This is a genomic window from Bradyrhizobium nanningense, assembly GCF_004114535.1.
GTDB classification, from domain to species: domain Bacteria; phylum Pseudomonadota; class Alphaproteobacteria; order Rhizobiales; family Xanthobacteraceae; genus Bradyrhizobium; species Bradyrhizobium nanningense.
The window spans coordinates 94,453-110,028 of sequence record NZ_LBJC01000033.1 but is presented as its reverse complement, the minus strand read 5'-3'; the positions used below and the strand labels follow the sequence as shown (position 1 = coordinate 110,028).

Sequence of the window (15,576 nt, the reverse complement as noted above, 5' to 3'; positions counted from 1 at the left end):
CCATGGCGGTCGTGATCGCGGCGCTGCTGCCGGTCTTCATCCTCATTGTGCTCGGCGTCGTGCTGAAGCGCAGCCTGATGCGGCTCGACACGCAATGGCACGGGCTGGAGCGGCTGACCTATTTCGTGCTGTTCCCGATGCTGCTGATCCAGACGCTGGTGAAGGCCGACCTCTCCAACGTGCCGGTCGCCGGCGTCGGCGGCGCGCTGCTGCTGTCGGCGCTGGCGATGTCGCTGGTTTGCCTCGCGCTCCGCCCTGCCCTGGCGCGGCTTGGCATCGACGGCCCCGGCTTCACCTCGATCTTCCAGGGTGCGACGCGCTGGCAGACCTATGTGGCGCTGTCGGTGTCCGCCAACCTTTATGGCGATGTCGGGTTGGCGCTGGCGTCGGTGGCGATGGTCGCGATCATTCCGCTGGTCAACGTGTTCAGCGTCGCGGTGCTCGCACATTATGCCGCGCCCGAGAAGCAGTCTGCGCGCGCCATCGTCATGACATTGATCCGCAATCCCCTGATCTGGGCCTGCGTCATCGGCCTCGCCGTCAACCTCGTCCATATGCCATTACCGAAACTGTGGCACGAGGTGGCCGATGCACTCGGCCGCTCCTCACTCGCGATCGGCCTGCTCGTCACCGGCGCGGGCCTGCAACTCAAGGGGCTGCTCCGCCCCAGCCTGGGCGCGACGCTCGGCGTGGCATTCAAGCTGGTGCTGATGCCAATGCTTGCGCTGGCGCTTGCCGTGCGGTTTGGCCTGTCCGGCAACAATCTTGCGATCGTCGCGATCTGCGCGGCGGTCCCAACCTCCCCCAGCGCCTATGTCCTCGCCCGCCAGATGAACGGCGACGCGCCGCTGCTGGCGCAGATCATCACGCTGCAGACGATTCTGGCCGCGATCACGATGCCGATCGCGATCGCGCTGGTCGCCTAGCTCCCCAGCCACATCGTCAGCACCACGGCGGTCAGATTGTTCAGCGCATGGAGCACGATCGTGACCCAGAGTGAATTGGCGCGATAGCGCATGTAGCCGAACCACAGGCCGATGGTGAAGACTTCGGCGAGGAAGTACATGTCGTATTGCAGGTGCACGATTGTCCAGACCAGCGACGACAACAGGATCGCGCCCGGCACCCGCAGGAAGCTCGCCGACCAGCCGCGATAGAGGAAGCCGCGCGCCAAAACCTCTTCCGACATCGGCGCGGCCACGCTGAAGGCGAACAGAAGCAGCAGCGCCGCGCCCTTGTCGCGACCGGATTTCAACAGATCGGTCATGAAGCCCGGCGTCGCCTCGCGGCCGAGCGCGCGCGACATCGTCTCCCAGACCAGCACCAGCAGGATGAGGCCGACCGCACCGAACAGGAGCTGCTTCCAGGACGGCCAGTGCAACGCGAGATAGTCGATGAAGGAAGCCTTCTTGATGGCTATGGCGAGCCACACCGCCAGAAGCGTCGCCGGCAGGCCCATGATGACGGAGAGCGCGAGCGCCTGAGGCTCATGGCCGACGAGCTGGATCGAGGCGAGGTCCATGGGCAGACCACGCTGCGCCGCCAGCAGGACGACGGCGCCGATCTGCCCGACGAACATCGCGACGAAGATGAAGAGGCCCCACAGCGCCGTGCCCCAGAACTTCCAGACGCGCAGCCTCGCCGGCATCATGGTCAGCGGCGGATGGTCGGGATTGAGGGAGTCCATCAAGAGGCTTTCGTTTGGGAAACTCACGGCAGCGCGCGATCCAGCAGTGCGCGCACATCGCCGCTGTCCAGCTCCACGGCGCCGTACATGCTGGCATGATTGGCCGCAAGACGCGTATTTGCGAACAATTCGGCATTGCGCGGCGAGACGCCGTTCAGCGCCGCGGCGGCAGCCAGCAGCGCCAGCTTCTCCACGGCAAGCCGCGCGACGCGCTCGCCGTCGGCACGCCGAAAAGTCTTGCCGATGAACGCGACCGCCTCTCCTGCGCCAGGCAAGCCCTTCGTCTCGGCCGCGAGCGATTGCAGCACGGCCATCGCGGCCTCCGGCTCGCGCGAGAGCGCGCGGAGCACGTCGAGGCACATCACGTTGCCGGAGCCTTCCCAGATCGCGTTGACCGGCGACTCCCGATAGTGCCGCGCCAGAATGCCGTCCTCGACATAGCCGTTGCCGCCGAGGCACTCCATGGCTTCATAGAGGAACGGCGGCGCACTCTTGCAGGTCCAGTATTTGATCGCAGGCGTCAGCAGCCGCATATAGGCAGCCTCCGCCGCGTCGTGCGGCGTGCGGTCGAAGGCGCGGCAGAGCCGCATCACCAGCGCCGCGCTGGCCTCCACATGCAGCGCCATGTCCGACAGCACGGCCTGCATCAGGGGCTGATCGGCCAGATGCTTCTGGAACACGCTGCGGTGACGGGCGTGATGCAGCGCGTGCGCCAGCCCCGAGCGCATCAGGCCAACCGAGGCAATTGCGCAATCCTGCCGCGTCAGCTGCACCATCTGGATGATGGTGCGGATGCCCTTGCCCTCCTCACCGACCGCTTGCGCATAGGCGCCGACGAATTCGACCTCGGACGAGGCATTGGAGCGATTGCCGAGTTTGTCCTTCAGCCGCTGGAACTGGATCGCGTTGACCGATCCATCCGGCGCGAAGCGCGGCATGAAGAAGCAGGTCAGACCCTGCTCGGCCTGCGCCAGCACGAGGAACGCATCGCACATCGGCGCCGACATGAACCATTTATGGCCGGTGATGCGATAGGCCTCGTCGTCGCGCACCGCGCGCGTCATGTTGGAGCGCACGTCGGTGCCGCCCTGCTTCTCGGTCATGCCCATGCCGAGCGTCATGCCGCGCTTCTCCCACCACGGCGCAAAGCTGGGATCGTAGCTCTTGGTCGACAGCACCGGCATCACGCGCGCCAGCAGGTCCGGCTGCATCGCCAGCGCACCGACGGAGGCGCGCGTCATCGTGATCGGACAGAGGTGACCGGTCTCGACTTGCGCCGCCATGTAGAACTTTGCCGCACGAATGACCTCGGCAGCATCGCCCGCCGGTTTGCCGTCCGCCGTCCACGTCGAATTGTGCACGCCGCCATGCGCACTGTGCGCCATCAGCTCGTGATACGCGGGGTGAAACTCGACCTGGTCGCGGCGATTGCCCTTAGCATCGAAGCTGCGCAGCTTCGGCGTGTTCTCGTTCGCGAGGCGCCCGCGATCGGCCATCGCGGCCGAGCCCCATTGCTTGCCGAACGCCGACAGCTCGCGTTCCGCCGCGGCGCCGCCATTGGCCTTCACCGCCTCGACCAGCGGCCGGTCCACCGCGAACAGGTCGATATCCTCGAACGGCGGCGATTGGTTGAAGACCTCGTGGGTCGCAAAGCTCGGCTGGGTCATCAGGTTTCCTCGGCGCGGAATCAGTTCCGTCGCGGCTGGATCGGGAAATCATAGGCCGCCCCACCGGCCCCAGGCAGGGAAAAATGCCACCACTCCTTTGAATAGTTCACAAAGCCTTGCCTGGCCATTGCCGCCAGCAGCCGCTTGCGCCAGGCGCGCTGCTCCGGCGTGATCGACGGTGCCGCAGTATGGCCCTTCGTGTCGGTACAGTCGTAGCCGGTCCCCATATCGACGCTGCCTTCGGGTGCACGCGCTTCGACCGGCGCCGTGCAATCGGCATAGGTTCTTGACCGGTCGTATTTGGCGGAATTGTCAGCCTTCAGATCGACCAGCGTGAGATCGAGTGCCGCGCCGGTGGAATGCTGCGAGCGACTGGCGATGTAGCCGAGGCGGAACAGTTCGGTCTTGGGGATTTTGGGATTGTAGCGCCGCTCGGCCGCGGTCTCGTGACCGTTCTGCGACCACTTGACCATGTCGAGCGAGGCCCGCGCCGGCCGGTAGCAGTCGAACATCTTGAGCGAGAGATTTTGCGCGGCGAGCTCCTGCTGCACCGCCTTGAGCCGCAGCCCGACCTCGCGCTTCACCACGCATTCACCGGCATTGTAGCCGGCCAGCGGCCGGCCGACGAAATTGTTCGAGGTGGCGTAGCGGATGTCCTGGATGATGCTGGGGTCGATGTCGCGCAGGTAAACGAAATCGCCGGGGAGCGATTGGGCGTGGGCTGCTGAGATTGTTGCTGCAACCAAGAGCACAGTCAGAATTTTCTTCACGAATGCCCCACATCGTCATGGCCGGGTTTATCCCGGCCATCCACGTTCGTTTGCATCCAATGCGATAGAAGAACGTGGATGGCCGGGACAAGCCCGGGCATGACGGAGGGGATGGCGTGGCGCCGCCCGCGCAGACAGATCGGGGGATAACTCACTTCCCGCGGTTTGACCCTTGCCCACCCCGCCGTCCCCGCCTATAGCTCTCGTTTTAATGACATCGAAATCGACCTTCGTCCTCGGCCACCGGCATTTGCTGGGCATCGAGGGCCTTTCCGCGGCCGACATCACCGGCCTGCTCGACCTGTCCGAAGAATATGTCGAGCTCAACCGCCAGGTTGACAAGAAGCGCACCGTCCTGCGGGGACGGACGCAGGTGAACCTCTTCTTCGAGGCCTCCACCCGGACCCAATCCTCGTTCGAGCTCGCGGGAAAGCGGCTCGGCGCGGACGTCATGAACATGTCGGTCTCCTCCTCGTCGATGAAGAAGGGCGAGACCCTGATCGACACCGCGATGACGCTGAACGCGATGCATCCGGACATCCTGGTGATGCGCCATCACGCCTCCGGCGCGGTGGAACTGCTGGCGCGCAAGGTTGACGGTTCCGTGATCAATGCCGGCGACGGCGCGCATGAGCACCCGACCCAGGCCTTGCTCGACGCGCTCACCATCCGCCGCAACAAGGGCCGGATCGAAGGGCTGGTGGTCGCGATCTGCGGCGACGTGCTGCATTCGCGTGTCGCCCGCTCCAACATCATCCTGCTTAACACGATGGGCGCCCGCGTCCGCGTGGTCGGCCCCACCACGCTGCTGCCGCCCGGCATCGAGCGGATGGGCGTCGAGGTCGCGCGCGACATGCGCGAGGGATTGAACGGCGCTGATATCGTCATGATGCTGCGGCTGCAGCGCGAGCGCATGAACGGCTCCTTCGTGCCGTCGTCGTCCGAATATTTCCACTATTTCGGGCTTGACCAGAAGAAGCTCGCCTACGCCAAGCCGGACGCGCTCGTGATGCATCCCGGCCCCATGAACCGCGGCGTCGAGATCGACTCGATCGTGGCCGACGGCGCACAATCCCTGATCCGCGAACAGGTGGAGATGGGGGTGGCCGTGCGCATGGCGGTGCTGGAAGCGCTCGCCCGTAACCTGCCGAACGCGTGATGCCGATGTTGACCGATCGCCGCCCCATCCTGCTCGCCAACGCCCGCGTCGTCGATCCCTCCAGGGATTACGACGGTGTCGGCGACGTCCTGATCGCCGACGGCACCATCCGCGAGACCCGCCGCGGCATTGGCGCAGCCGGCGTCCCCGAGGGCACCGACATCGTCAACTGTTCCGGCAAGATCGTCGCGCCCGGCCTGGTCGACATGCGCGCCTTCGTCGGCGAGCCCGGCCTCAGCCATCGCGAGACCTTTGCCACCGCGAGCCAGGCGGCCGCGACCGGCGGCATCACCACCATCATCTGCCAGCCCGACACCTTGCCGGTGATCGACAATTCGGCGACCGTCGACTTCGTGATGCGCCGCGCCCGCGACACCGCGATCGTCAACATCCAGCCGATGGCGGCGCTCACCAAGGGCATGCACGGCGAGGAGATGACCGAGTTCGGCCTGCTCAAGGCCGCTGGCGCCATCGCCTTCAGCGACGGCGCCAGAAGCGTGACCAATGCGCAGGTGATGCGCCGTGCGCTGACCTATGCGCGCGATTTCGACGCGCTGATCGTGCACTTCACCGAGGACCCCAATCTCGTCGGCGAAGGCGTGATGAACGAAGGCGAGTTCGCTTCGCGCCTCGGCCTGATGGGCATCCCGAGTGCAGCCGAGGCCGTCATGCTCGAACGCGACATGCGCCTCGTCGCGCTGACCGGCGGCCGCTATCACGCGGCCTCGCTCAGCTGCATCGATTCCCTCGACATCCTCCAGCGCGCCCGCGATGCCGGACTTTCCGTCAGCGCCTCGGTCTCGATCAACCATCTGGCGCTGAACGAGAACGACATCGGCCCCTACCGGTCGTTCCTGAAGCTGTCGCCCCCGCTGCGCAGCGAGGACGATCGCAGGGCGCTGGTGGCCGCGGTGGCCTCCGGCCTGCTCGACGTCATCATGTCCGACCACAATCCGCAGGACGTCGAGGTCAAGCGCCTGCCGTTCGCCGAAGCGGCACCCGGCGCCGTCGGGCTCGAGACCATGCTGCCGGCGGGCCTGCGCCTCGTGCACAATGGCGAGCTGGACCTGAAGACGCTGATCCGGGCGATGTCGACCCGCCCGGCCGAGTTGCTCGGCCTGGCTGGCGGAACTTTGCGCGCCGGCAGCCCGGCCGACGTCATCGTGATCGACCCCGACGTGCCCTGGGTGGTCGATCCCGCCGACCTCAAATCCCCCTGCAAGAACACCCCGTTCGACGAGGCGCGCTTTACAGGCCGCGTGGTGCGCACCATTGTCGGCGGCCGCACGGTGTACGAGCATGTCTGACGTGCGCAATCGTGCGACATTGAGATCCAGTCTTTGGAGATCCAGCCTTTGGAGAGGCCGCCATGGGGCTTGAAGCATTTTTGCCGGTAGCCTTCGTCATCGGCTACCTACTCGGCTCGATTCCATTCGGCCTGGTCCTGACCAAGCTCGCCGGCACGCAGGATATCCGCTCGATCGGCTCCGGCAGCATCGGCGCCACCAATGTGCTGCGCACCGGACGCAAGAGTCTTGCCGCGGCCACCCTGCTGTTCGACGCGCTCAAGGGCACCGTGGCCGTATTGATCGCCGGCTACATCGCAGGTCCCAATGCCGCGATGGTCGCTGGGCTCGGCGCCTTCCTCGGCCATCTCTTCCCGGTCTGGCTCAAGTTTCGGGGCGGCAAAGGCGTCGCCGTCTATATCGGCGTCCTGCTCGGCCTGTTCTGGCCTGGCATGGTGGTGTTCTGCCTGCTCTGGCTGGCGACCGCCTTCACCACCCGCTACTCATCGCTGTCGGCGCTGGTAGCCGCGTTCATCACACCGATCTTCCTGTGGTGGTTCGGGCATCTCGCGCTCGCAGCATTGTTTGCCGTGCTGACTTTGCTCCTGTTCTACGCGCATCGCGAGAACATCAAGCGATTGCAAGCGGGCAAGGAAAGCCGGATCGGCGAGAAAGCGTAGTGGCGTCAAGGCAAGCTTCTAAAGCCATGGCATCTACGGATACCGAAGCTACCCTTCTGCATTATATGCCAAATCCTGTTCGCAACTCGTCGCTGCTCGCGGCCGGCAGTAGCGAACAAGTTCCACGCCTGTCATCCTGACAGTCGAGATGGCGTTACGCGGTTGCTCAGAATGAGCGAGATGAAGGACAGCACGCATGGCGAAGCCGGCTCGCAGGCCACTGCGGCAAGCCGCCTGCTGTCGACGACCAGCATCTGGTCCGATGCGCCCGCGCCGCCTCCTGCGCCAAAGTCCACAGCCGTTTCGCCGCCAGCGCCCGCACCTGCCGCCGTCGCAGCAGCTCCTGTCGCGGTCGAGGTCCGACCTGCGGCGCCCTCATCTGCGTCAGCGCAGCCTCGCTCCACGCCATGGCCGCCGCGACAATTGTCGCTGGCGCTGCAGGGCGGCGGCACCTTTGCCGCCTTCACATGGGGCGTGCTGGAACGGCTCTTGGAAGAGCCGATCGAGATCGACACCATCAGCGGCGCCAGTGCCGGCGCCGTCAATGCGCTTCTGCTCGCCTCCGGCCTCGCGGAGGGCGGCCGCGAAGCCGCGCGCAGCCGGCTGAGCCGGTTCTGGCTCCGCCTGATGCACGAGGGCTCGTTCCGCTCGCTGATGCTGGTCGGCGGATTCTCGCCGGCGGGAAGCTCGGTCGCATTCGGTCCGACGCTGCGCTCCGGCCAGTTCGATCCGTTCGATCTCGATCCGCTGCGGCAGGCGCTGCTGCGCGACATCGATTTTTCCGCGTTGCGCGGCGCGCAGTGCCCGAAGCTGCTGATCGCGGCGACGCGGATCCGCGACGGGCAGCAGCAGATCTTCCGCAACGACGCGGTCACCGCCGACGTCGCGCTGGCCTCGACCTGCCCACCCCTGGTTCACTGCGCCGTCGAGATCGACGGCGAGGCCTATTGGGACGGCGGCTTCGGCGGCAACCCGCCGCTGCTGCGGCTGGTGCAGGAGACGACAACCCCCGATGTCCTGCTCGTGCAGGTCACGCCGGCGCGCGACGGCTATGTGCCGATCACGCTCGCCGCGATCGACCGCCGTCTCGACCAGATCGCGGCTAACGCCGCGCTCAATGCCGAGATCGCTGCGATCGCATGGGCGCAGCCGCACGCAGCATCTTCGCTGCGGCTCACCAGGATCGCGGCCGAAGACTCCGTTGACGGCCTGGCGCAGCGCTCATCGACCGATCTCGGCCGCGGCTTCATCCGGCTGCTGCACCGGAGCGGTCGCGCCGCCGCCGAGCGCTGGCTTGGGCAAGACGCAAAGGCCGGCGCGCCTTCCGCGTCCGCACAGGTTCTCGCGGCTTCCGAACCGGCGCTAACCTGACTTCGCCAGCGCCTGCTCCAGGAACCACGCCGTTGCGAGCGCGCGCGCATCGTTGCCGAAGCGTGCGATCACCTGCACGCCGGTCGGCAGGCCACCCACCTTCAGCACCGGCACGTTGACGCAAGGATTGCCCATCAAGGTCCAGAGCCGGTTGTAGCGGGGATCGCCGGTCGTCGCGAGCTCCTTGGCCGGCGCGGTGCCCGGCGCCGAATAGGTCAAGAGCACGTCGACGCCCTCGAACAATTCGCCGAGCTCGCGGCGGCCGCGCCGGCTGATCCGGCGCGCTTCGTCATATTCTTTCGGCGTCAGGTGGGCCGTCGCATCGAGGCTTGCCCGCAGCATCGGCGCGATCTCGTCGTGACGCTCCGAAAACTCCCAGGCCAGCGCGCGATGCGCCTCGAAATCCTGGACGATGGGGTGGATGCGCCAGGCCTCCTGCACCGCCTCGGGCAGATCGATGGCCTGCACGCTGGCACCGGCGCGCTCCGCCGCCTTGATCGCGGCCTGCAGGCCTTCCTCGGCCGCCGGCTCGACGCTGCCTGCGAACTCCTGCCTGACCACGCCGATGCGTGGCGCCTTCGCCGGAACGATGCCGGAAAACTCGGTGCGGCCCGTCATCGCCAGGAGCCCGCGCGCGAGATCTTCTGCGCGGGCACCGAACAGGCCGACCGTGTCGAGTGCCCACGAATAGCACTTCACGCCGACCGTCGGCAGCATGCGGAACGAGGGCTTGATCGCGGCGGTCCCGCAATAGGCCGCGGGCCGGATCACCGAGCCGCCGGTCTGGGTGCCCAGCGCCAGCGGGATCATGCCGGCGCCGACCGCTGCCGCCGAGCCCGAGGAGGAGCCGCCCGGCGAATGACCGAGATTGTGCGGATTGAGCGTCGGGGTGGGATCGCGCGAGGCGAACGCCGTGGTCGTGGTCTTGCCGATGATGGTGGCCCCCGCCCGCTTCAGCATCATCACCACAGGCGCATCGGCGCGCGGCTGCCAGTCGCGATAGATCTCCGAGCCCATCTCGGTCGGCATGTTGGCAGTGTCGATGATGTCCTTGATGCCGACCGCGATGCCGCGCAGCGGGCCGGCGCTTTGTGCCTTTGCGGCCTTGTCGTGACGGACGAAGGCGCGGACGTCCTTCTCCTTTGCCTCGATTGCCGCATGCGACTGGGCGATGGCGGCATCGGGCGACAACTCGCCGGCTTCGATGCGGCGCTGGAGGTCGGCGAGTGAGATCATGGCAAAACCCTTCTTATTGGCACCGCTTTTAGCATTGCGATGAGGCCGCGCAAGCGCACGTCGCTGTTGCGCAACGCCCTCAGGTTGTTCCATGCTGCGCCTACAAGGAGACGCCGTGGACGCCATCAATCCGAGCGTGGAGCTGACCGAGGCTGAACGGATCGACCGCCTGCGGCTGATCCGTTCCGACAATGTGGGCCCGCGCACCTTCCGCTCGCTGGTCGATCATTTCGGCACCGCGCGCGCCGCGCTGGAGCGGCTGCCTGATCTCGCGCGCCGCGGCGGTGCACAGCGATCGGGCCGCATCTATAGCGCCGATGAAGCCAAGGCCGAGCTCGCCGCGAGCCGCAAGTTCGGCATCACCTGGCTTGCACCCGGCGAGGACGGCTATCCGGCGCGGCTGGCGATGATCGACGATGCGCCGCCGCTGCTCGCCGTGCGCGGCGATACCAAGACCTTGATGCGGTCGATGATCGCGATCGTCGGCTCGCGCAATGCCTCCGGCGCCGGGCTGAAGTTCGCAGGCCTGCTGGCGCGCGAGCTCGGCGAAGCCGGCTTCGTCGTCATCTCCGGGCTCGCGCGCGGCGTCGATCAGGCCGCGCATCGCGCCAGCGTCGAGAGCGGCACGATCGCCGTGCTCGCCGGCGGCCATGACTGCATCTATCCGCCCGAGCATGGCGATCTGCTCACGGCGATCCTCGATCACGAAGGCGCTGCGATCTCCGAGATGCCGCTCGGCCATGAGCCGCGCGCCCGCGACTTCCCTCGCCGCAACCGGCTGATCTCGGGCGCTTCGCTCGGCGTCGTCGTGGTGGAGGCGGCGCACCGCTCGGGCTCGCTGATCACCGCGCGCATGGCGGCCGAACAGGGCCGCGAGGTGTTCGCCGTCCCCGGCTCGCCGCTCGATCCGCGCGCCGCCGGCGCCAACGATCTGATCAAGCAGGGCGCGACCCTGGTCACCGAAGCTGCCGACATCATCAACGCGGTGCAGCCGATCATGGAGCGGCCGCTGATGAGTCCTGCGAGCGAGCCCGACAGCGAGCCGTTCGAGAGCGATCCGCAACGGCACGACCGCGACCAGATCACCGGCCTACTCGGCCCCGCGCCCATCTCCATCGACGATCTCGTGCGGATGTCCGGCGCCTCGCCCGCGATCGTGCGCACCGTGCTGCTGGAGCTCGAGCTGGCCGGAAAGCTCGAACGCCATGGCGGCGGGCTGGTGTCGCTGCTTTAGTTTCTCTGCGGCGCATCCTTCGAGACGCCCGCCCCTGGCGGGCCCTCAGGATGAGGGCGGAGTGCGTGGCGACATGTCAAGGCACCACGATGCCCATTCAGCCTCACCCTGAGGAGACCGCGCAGCGGTCGTCTCGAAGGGCGAGGCGTGCGCTCAACTGCCGCCAAATGTCATATGCAGGAGCTGAACGTCTCCGCCTTAGCCCTCGATGCGCGCATCGAACTTCGTCCGGGCGTCCTCGATCTGCGCCATATGGTCCATCGCCCACTCCCCAAGCGCCTTCACCGGCTGCGACAGCCCGCGGCCGAGATCGGTCAGCTCATAGTCCACACGCGGCGGAATGGTCGGAAAGATCGTGCGCGTCACGAGGCCGTCACGCTCCAGCCCACGCAGTGTCAGGGTCAGCATCCGCTGTGAGATGCCGTTGATCATGCGCTTCAGCTCGTTGAAACGCTTCGGCCCGTCGCCGAGCATCATGATCACCAACACGCTCCATTTGTCGCCGACACGGGACAGCACAGAGGCGACCCCGCGGCAGTCCGCGTGGTTCGGATCGGGCACGGGATCGGGCCTCCCAGTTGACCCTGGTTCTTGCCTCGGCAAGGCAGGCAAAGCGGTGTGCGCAGGTTTCAAAGATGTGTCCATGGCCCAAAAAAGTGCGTTCTTGCGGGGGTTTCGATAGTCACTCATGTAGTCCTGGTTACAAACTTATACCAGGGTGACCCCAAATGAAACTTCTCCATCTCGACTCCAGCGTCCTCGGCCCCCACTCCGTCTCCCGGCAGGTCTCCGCCGCCATCGTCAATCGGCTGCGCCAGGCAACGCCCTCGCTCGAAGTGACCTATCGCGACCTGACCCAGACCCCGCTTGCCCACCTCTCCGGCTCGCATCTCGCCGCCGCGCAAGGCGCGCCCGTGCCGGCGGAACTCGGACCCGACCTTGCCGCTAGCGCGGCCGCGCTCGACGAGTTTCTTTCTGCCGACATCGTCGTGATCGGCGCCCCCATGTACAATTTTACGATTCCCAGCCAGCTCAAGGCGTGGATCGACCGCATCGCCGTGAGGGGCAAGACGTTCAGCTACGGCCCTAACGGACCGCAGGGCCTCGCCGGCGGCAAACGTGTGATCATCGCGATCTCGCGCGGTGGCTATTACGGCGCGGGCTCACCCGCCGCGGCGCTGGAGCACCTGGAAACGTACTTGCGCAGCGTGTTCGGGTTCATTGGGATCAATCCCGAATTCATCACCGCCGACGGCATCCAGGTCGGGCCGGAGCATCGCGAGAAGGCGTTGGCCGACGCACTCCACGCCGCCGCAAGCCTGCGCGCCGCCTGAGGTCGCACCAAATTCAGCCGCCGCCGGATTGCGCGGCGGCTGAGGCGTGCGAGCGCATGCTGCAGAGCTAGAACCAGACGCCCTGCATGCCCAGGATCACGGCGACGAGCGAGACGAACAGGCCGATGCCGGCAAACAATGCGACGGCGACGAGTTCCGACTTGTCCGAGCGTTTGGCCGGGATGGCCGATTCTTCAGTGAAAATACGCGGTGCTGAAATCGACGAAAAAATGCGGGCTGCTTTCGGCATAACGGACTCCCTTGAAAATGAGTCTTCTGACCCCTGCCCGTAAAAATGTCTTCGCAGCCCGCGCCAAGGTTCAACGCTTCACGCAAAGGTTTGGCCAACACGTCTCGAAAGACGCAGGATTCGGCCGGCGCAACCTCGGGCGCGGCGCCGGCCGATTCAGATTGTGGCCGATTTGCTCAGCCGCGATAGATCGGCGCGCCGCTCGGGGAAGCCACCGCGCCGCCGTCGACGAAGATCTCCTGGCCCTGCACGTGCGAGGAATCATCGGAGGCGAGGAATAGCACCGTCTTCGCAACGTGGTCAGTCTCACCGAGGCGGCCGAGCGGCGTCATCATTCCGATCCGCTTCTCGAACGCCTTCTCGGCTTCCGGCGTCGCGGTCGCGGGCCCCCAGATCGGCGTCCGGATCGCACCCGGCGCCACGACATTGACGCGGATGCCGCGCGGAGAGAGCTCCGAGGCCATGATCCGCGCCATTGCGCGCACCCCGGCCTTCGCGGCGCCGTAAGCCGAGTAACCGGGAATGCCGAGCACCGAGATCACCGAGCCGTTGAGGATGACCGAGGCGTTGTCGTTGAGATAAGGCAGCGCCGACTGCACCGTGAAGAACACGCCGGTCAGGTTGGTGCTGATGACCTTCTCGAAGACGTCAAGCGTAGCCGAACCCAGTGGCGTGCCGCCCGCGATGCCGGCATTGGCGAACACGATGTCGAACTTGCCGAACTTTTCGGCGCCGTGCTTGATCGCAGCTTCGGTCGCGGCGATGTCGGTGGCATCAGCAGGCAGTGCGAGCGCATTCGGCCCGAGCTCCTTGGCGGCCGCCGCCAGCGTTTCCTTGTTGCGACCGGTGATCACCGCCTTGGCGCCTTCGGCCACGAACAGTTTTGCGGTCGCAAGGCCGATGCCGCTGTTGCCGCCGGTGATCAGGGCCGTCGTGTTCGTCAGTCTCACGCTCGCCTCCAGTGGTTGCATCATAAAACTAGATTGCCATCTAAGGCAGATGGTTTTATAATGCAACCACACAAGCGCGTGATCGGCGATCGGATCGTGCGAACGCGACAGGACCGGAACGATGGTGAAACGAACGAGCTTCGAGGGCGATTCCTGCCCGATCGCGCGCTCATTGGAGGCGATCGGCGATTGGTGGTCGCTGCTGATCATCCGCGAGGCGCTGTTTGGCCTCCGCCGCTTCGGCGAATTCCAGAACAAGCTCGGCATGGCCAAGAACATTTTGTCGGTGCGGCTGCGTTCACTCGTGGACCACGGCATCCTGACAACCGCCCCTGCTTCCGACGGCAGCGCCTACCAGGAATATGTGCTGACGCCGAAAGGCCGCGGCACCTTCCCGATCCTGGTGGCGCTACGGCAATGGAGCGAGGAGTTCGACGACCATCCCGAGGAGATCGCGACGGTGCTGGTCGATCGCGAGAAAGGCCGCCCAGTGAAGAAGCTCGAAATGCGTGCAGAAGATGGACGGCTGCTCAGCCCTGCCGAGACCATGCTGAAGCCGCGGCCGGCGCCGCGCCGGCGCTCGGCGTGATCGTCGCAATGCCGCACGGAGGACTTGTGGAAAATATGGACGCCGTCAAAAATGGCTAAGTCCCCGAAAATGGCTCCGCCATGGCCCTGCTCGCCATCGTCTATTTCTCCATCTCAGGCACCACTGAAAAGCTGGCGCATGCGGTGGCGCGCGGAGCGGATAGCATAGTGGACGTCGCGTGTTGTCGCATCACTGGCAACGACATCATGTCGGGCCGCTTCCAGAACGAGAGCGTATTGGAAACGGTCGACCGCGCCAGTGCGGTCGCGTTCGGCAGCCCGACCTACATGGGCGGAGCGGCGGCGCAATTCAAAGCCTTCGCGGACGCTTCAAGTGAGCGGTGGAGCCGGCAGCGCTGGGCCAACAAGATCGCAGCCGGATTCACCACCGGCGCCTGCCCAAGCGGCGATCAGCTTCACACGCTGACCTACTTTACGATCCTGGCTGCTCAGCACGGCATGCTCTGGTGCGGACTCGACATTCCAGGAGGCGAGGATGTGAGCGGCCGTAATCGGCTGGGCAGCCAGCTCGGCCTGGCAACCCACTTGGTGGACGGCGCGTTGCCGCAGAGCGACATCGACACAGCCGAATATCTCGGCCAGCGCTTGGCCAAATTGACAATGCGCAACGGCTAACCAACGTCATTGCGAGGGAGCCCTTGCGACGAAGCAATCCAGACTGCCGCCGCGGAAAAGCTCTGGATTGCATCGCTGCGCTCGCAATGACGGGGATAGAGCAGCGCTCTCAACTCTCTCACCGTCACCCTGAGCGGCCGCTTCTTCAGCGGCCCTCGAAGGGCGACGGCCCGGCTGCATCAGCGAGGACCGTGCATCCTTCGAGGCTCCTGGCGCGACGCCTTGCATCGCGCCACGCGCCTCAGGATGACGGGGTTAGATAGCGACAACGCCCCTCACGACAGCTTGCGCTTGCTCCGCAGCCTCAAATGCTCGTCGGCCTCCAGCTTGGTCATGCCCAACAGATAATGCAGCACGTCGAGCTTGTGACGCTCGGCGAGCTTGCGCAATGCGCCGACCTGCTCGGCGATGAAGGCGACGGCTTCGTCTACGCCGCCCTCCCCCGGTTCCTCGTGACGCGAGCCTCCCGGCGCGCCTGATCCGGCGCGCGCCCGTTTCTTCCCCGGCTTAGTCACCAGACCCCACCCGAATCCATGCCACGGAAACATTACGCCGACATCGGCCGCAACTCCAAGGTGGTATTTTGCAACTTTCTCGATATGAAACTTTTCCCATTCCTTGGGCTTTCAAAACCCCTCGATTTGACAGCGGAGGCCTCACCACCCATGTTCGGGGCGAAACGGCCGACCCGAGTCCTTTCGTTCTCGGCCTCCAATTTTCCCGTAAGT

General features: G+C 65.8%; 17 protein-coding genes. 9 read left to right on the top strand and 8 right to left on the bottom strand.

Annotation, left to right across the window (positions count from 1 at the left end):
• Window positions 1-2 precede the first annotated feature (2 nt).
• Window positions 3-926, top strand: a complete 924-nt coding sequence (locus XH84_RS29330) for an AEC family transporter (protein ID WP_128920588.1) — start codon at window positions 3-5, stop codon at window positions 924-926.
• On the opposite strand, the gene XH84_RS29325 is transcribed toward XH84_RS29330, so the two are convergent.
• The 3 genes from XH84_RS29325 to XH84_RS29315 are packed head-to-tail and all read right to left on the bottom strand — an operon-like array spanning window position 923 to window position 4,124.
• Window positions 923-1,687 carry a CPBP family intramembrane glutamic endopeptidase gene (locus XH84_RS29325; RefSeq protein WP_128920587.1) on the bottom strand — a complete coding sequence of 255 codons (765 nt, stop codon included), beginning with the start codon at window positions 1,685-1,687 and terminating at the stop codon, window positions 923-925. The genes XH84_RS29330 and XH84_RS29325 overlap by 4 nt on opposite strands.
• 23 nt (window positions 1,688-1,710) lie before the next feature.
• Window positions 1,711-3,354, bottom strand: a complete 1,644-nt coding sequence (locus XH84_RS29320; protein ID WP_128920586.1) for an isovaleryl-CoA dehydrogenase — start codon at window positions 3,352-3,354, stop codon at window positions 1,711-1,713.
• A 20-nt stretch (window positions 3,355-3,374) separates the two neighbouring features.
• Window positions 3,375-4,124, bottom strand: a complete 750-nt coding sequence (locus XH84_RS29315; RefSeq protein ID WP_245471887.1) for a M15 family metallopeptidase — start codon at window positions 4,122-4,124, stop codon at window positions 3,375-3,377.
• A 211-nt stretch (window positions 4,125-4,335) separates the two neighbouring features.
• Between XH84_RS29315 and XH84_RS29310 the strand changes: the two genes are divergently transcribed.
• From XH84_RS29310 to XH84_RS29295, 4 genes are all read left to right on the top strand, one after another.
• Window positions 4,336-5,283 (top strand): aspartate carbamoyltransferase catalytic subunit, encoded by a 948-nt coding sequence (locus XH84_RS29310; RefSeq protein ID WP_028135931.1) that lies wholly within the window; start codon window positions 4,336-4,338, stop codon window positions 5,281-5,283.
• Window positions 5,284-5,288: 5 nt separating this feature from the next.
• Entirely contained in the window at window positions 5,289-6,590 is a 1,302-nt protein-coding gene (locus tag XH84_RS29305) for a dihydroorotase (RefSeq protein WP_128920727.1), read from the top strand.
• Window positions 6,591-6,652: 62 nt separating this feature from the next.
• Entirely contained in the window at window positions 6,653-7,249 is a 597-nt protein-coding gene (gene plsY / locus XH84_RS29300; RefSeq protein ID WP_128920585.1) for a glycerol-3-phosphate 1-O-acyltransferase PlsY, read from the top strand.
• Between the two features lie 171 nt (window positions 7,250-7,420).
• Window positions 7,421-8,620 (top strand): patatin-like phospholipase family protein, encoded by a 1,200-nt coding sequence (locus XH84_RS29295; protein WP_164936401.1) that lies wholly within the window; start codon window positions 7,421-7,423, stop codon window positions 8,618-8,620.
• On the opposite strand, the gene XH84_RS29290 is transcribed toward XH84_RS29295, so the two are convergent.
• A complete protein-coding gene (locus XH84_RS29290; RefSeq protein ID WP_128920583.1) occupies window positions 8,612-9,856 on the bottom strand; it encodes an amidase in 1,245 nt (414 codons plus the stop codon). The genes XH84_RS29295 and XH84_RS29290 overlap by 9 nt on opposite strands.
• 91 nt (window positions 9,857-9,947) lie before the next feature.
• Between XH84_RS29290 and dprA the strand changes: the two genes are divergently transcribed.
• The gene (gene dprA, locus XH84_RS29285; RefSeq protein WP_128920582.1) at window positions 9,948-11,090 is read left to right on the top strand and encodes a DNA-processing protein DprA; all 1,143 of its coding nucleotides are present in this window, start codon (window positions 9,948-9,950) and stop codon (window positions 11,088-11,090) included.
• A gap of 198 nt (window positions 11,091-11,288) precedes the next feature.
• Here the strand turns inward: dprA and XH84_RS29280 are convergent, their stop codons facing one another.
• Window positions 11,289-11,735, bottom strand: a complete 447-nt coding sequence (locus XH84_RS29280; protein ID WP_128920581.1) for a winged helix-turn-helix transcriptional regulator — start codon at window positions 11,733-11,735, stop codon at window positions 11,289-11,291.
• Between the two features lie 83 nt (window positions 11,736-11,818).
• Between XH84_RS29280 and XH84_RS29275 the strand changes: the two genes are divergently transcribed.
• Window positions 11,819-12,424: an FMN-dependent NADH-azoreductase gene (locus XH84_RS29275; RefSeq protein WP_128920580.1), complete on the top strand. Its 606-nt coding sequence runs from the start codon at window positions 11,819-11,821 to the stop codon at window positions 12,422-12,424.
• 67 nt (window positions 12,425-12,491) lie between these two features.
• On the opposite strand, the gene XH84_RS29270 is transcribed toward XH84_RS29275, so the two are convergent.
• Together XH84_RS29270 and XH84_RS29265 are read right to left on the bottom strand one after the other, a co-directional pair.
• A complete protein-coding gene (locus XH84_RS29270) occupies window positions 12,492-12,674 on the bottom strand; it encodes a hypothetical protein (protein WP_128920579.1) in 183 nt (60 codons plus the stop codon).
• Between the two features lie 176 nt (window positions 12,675-12,850).
• On the bottom strand, window positions 12,851-13,624 hold the full coding sequence (locus XH84_RS29265; protein ID WP_164936400.1) for an SDR family oxidoreductase: 774 nt from the start codon (window positions 13,622-13,624) through the stop codon (window positions 12,851-12,853).
• Between the two features lie 121 nt (window positions 13,625-13,745).
• On the opposite strand from XH84_RS29265, the gene XH84_RS29260 reads away from it, so the two are divergent.
• Entirely contained in the window at window positions 13,746-14,213 is a 468-nt protein-coding gene (locus tag XH84_RS29260) for a winged helix-turn-helix transcriptional regulator (RefSeq protein WP_128920577.1), read from the top strand.
• An 80-nt stretch (window positions 14,214-14,293) separates the two neighbouring features.
• Entirely contained in the window at window positions 14,294-14,848 is a 555-nt protein-coding gene (locus XH84_RS29255) for a flavodoxin family protein (protein WP_128920576.1), read from the top strand.
• A 275-nt stretch (window positions 14,849-15,123) separates the two neighbouring features.
• On the opposite strand, the gene XH84_RS29250 is transcribed toward XH84_RS29255, so the two are convergent.
• Window positions 15,124-15,363, bottom strand: coding sequence for a hypothetical protein (locus XH84_RS29250; protein WP_141937581.1), 240 nt, complete (start codon window positions 15,361-15,363; stop codon window positions 15,124-15,126).
• Between the last annotated feature and the right edge of the window lie 213 nt (window positions 15,364-15,576).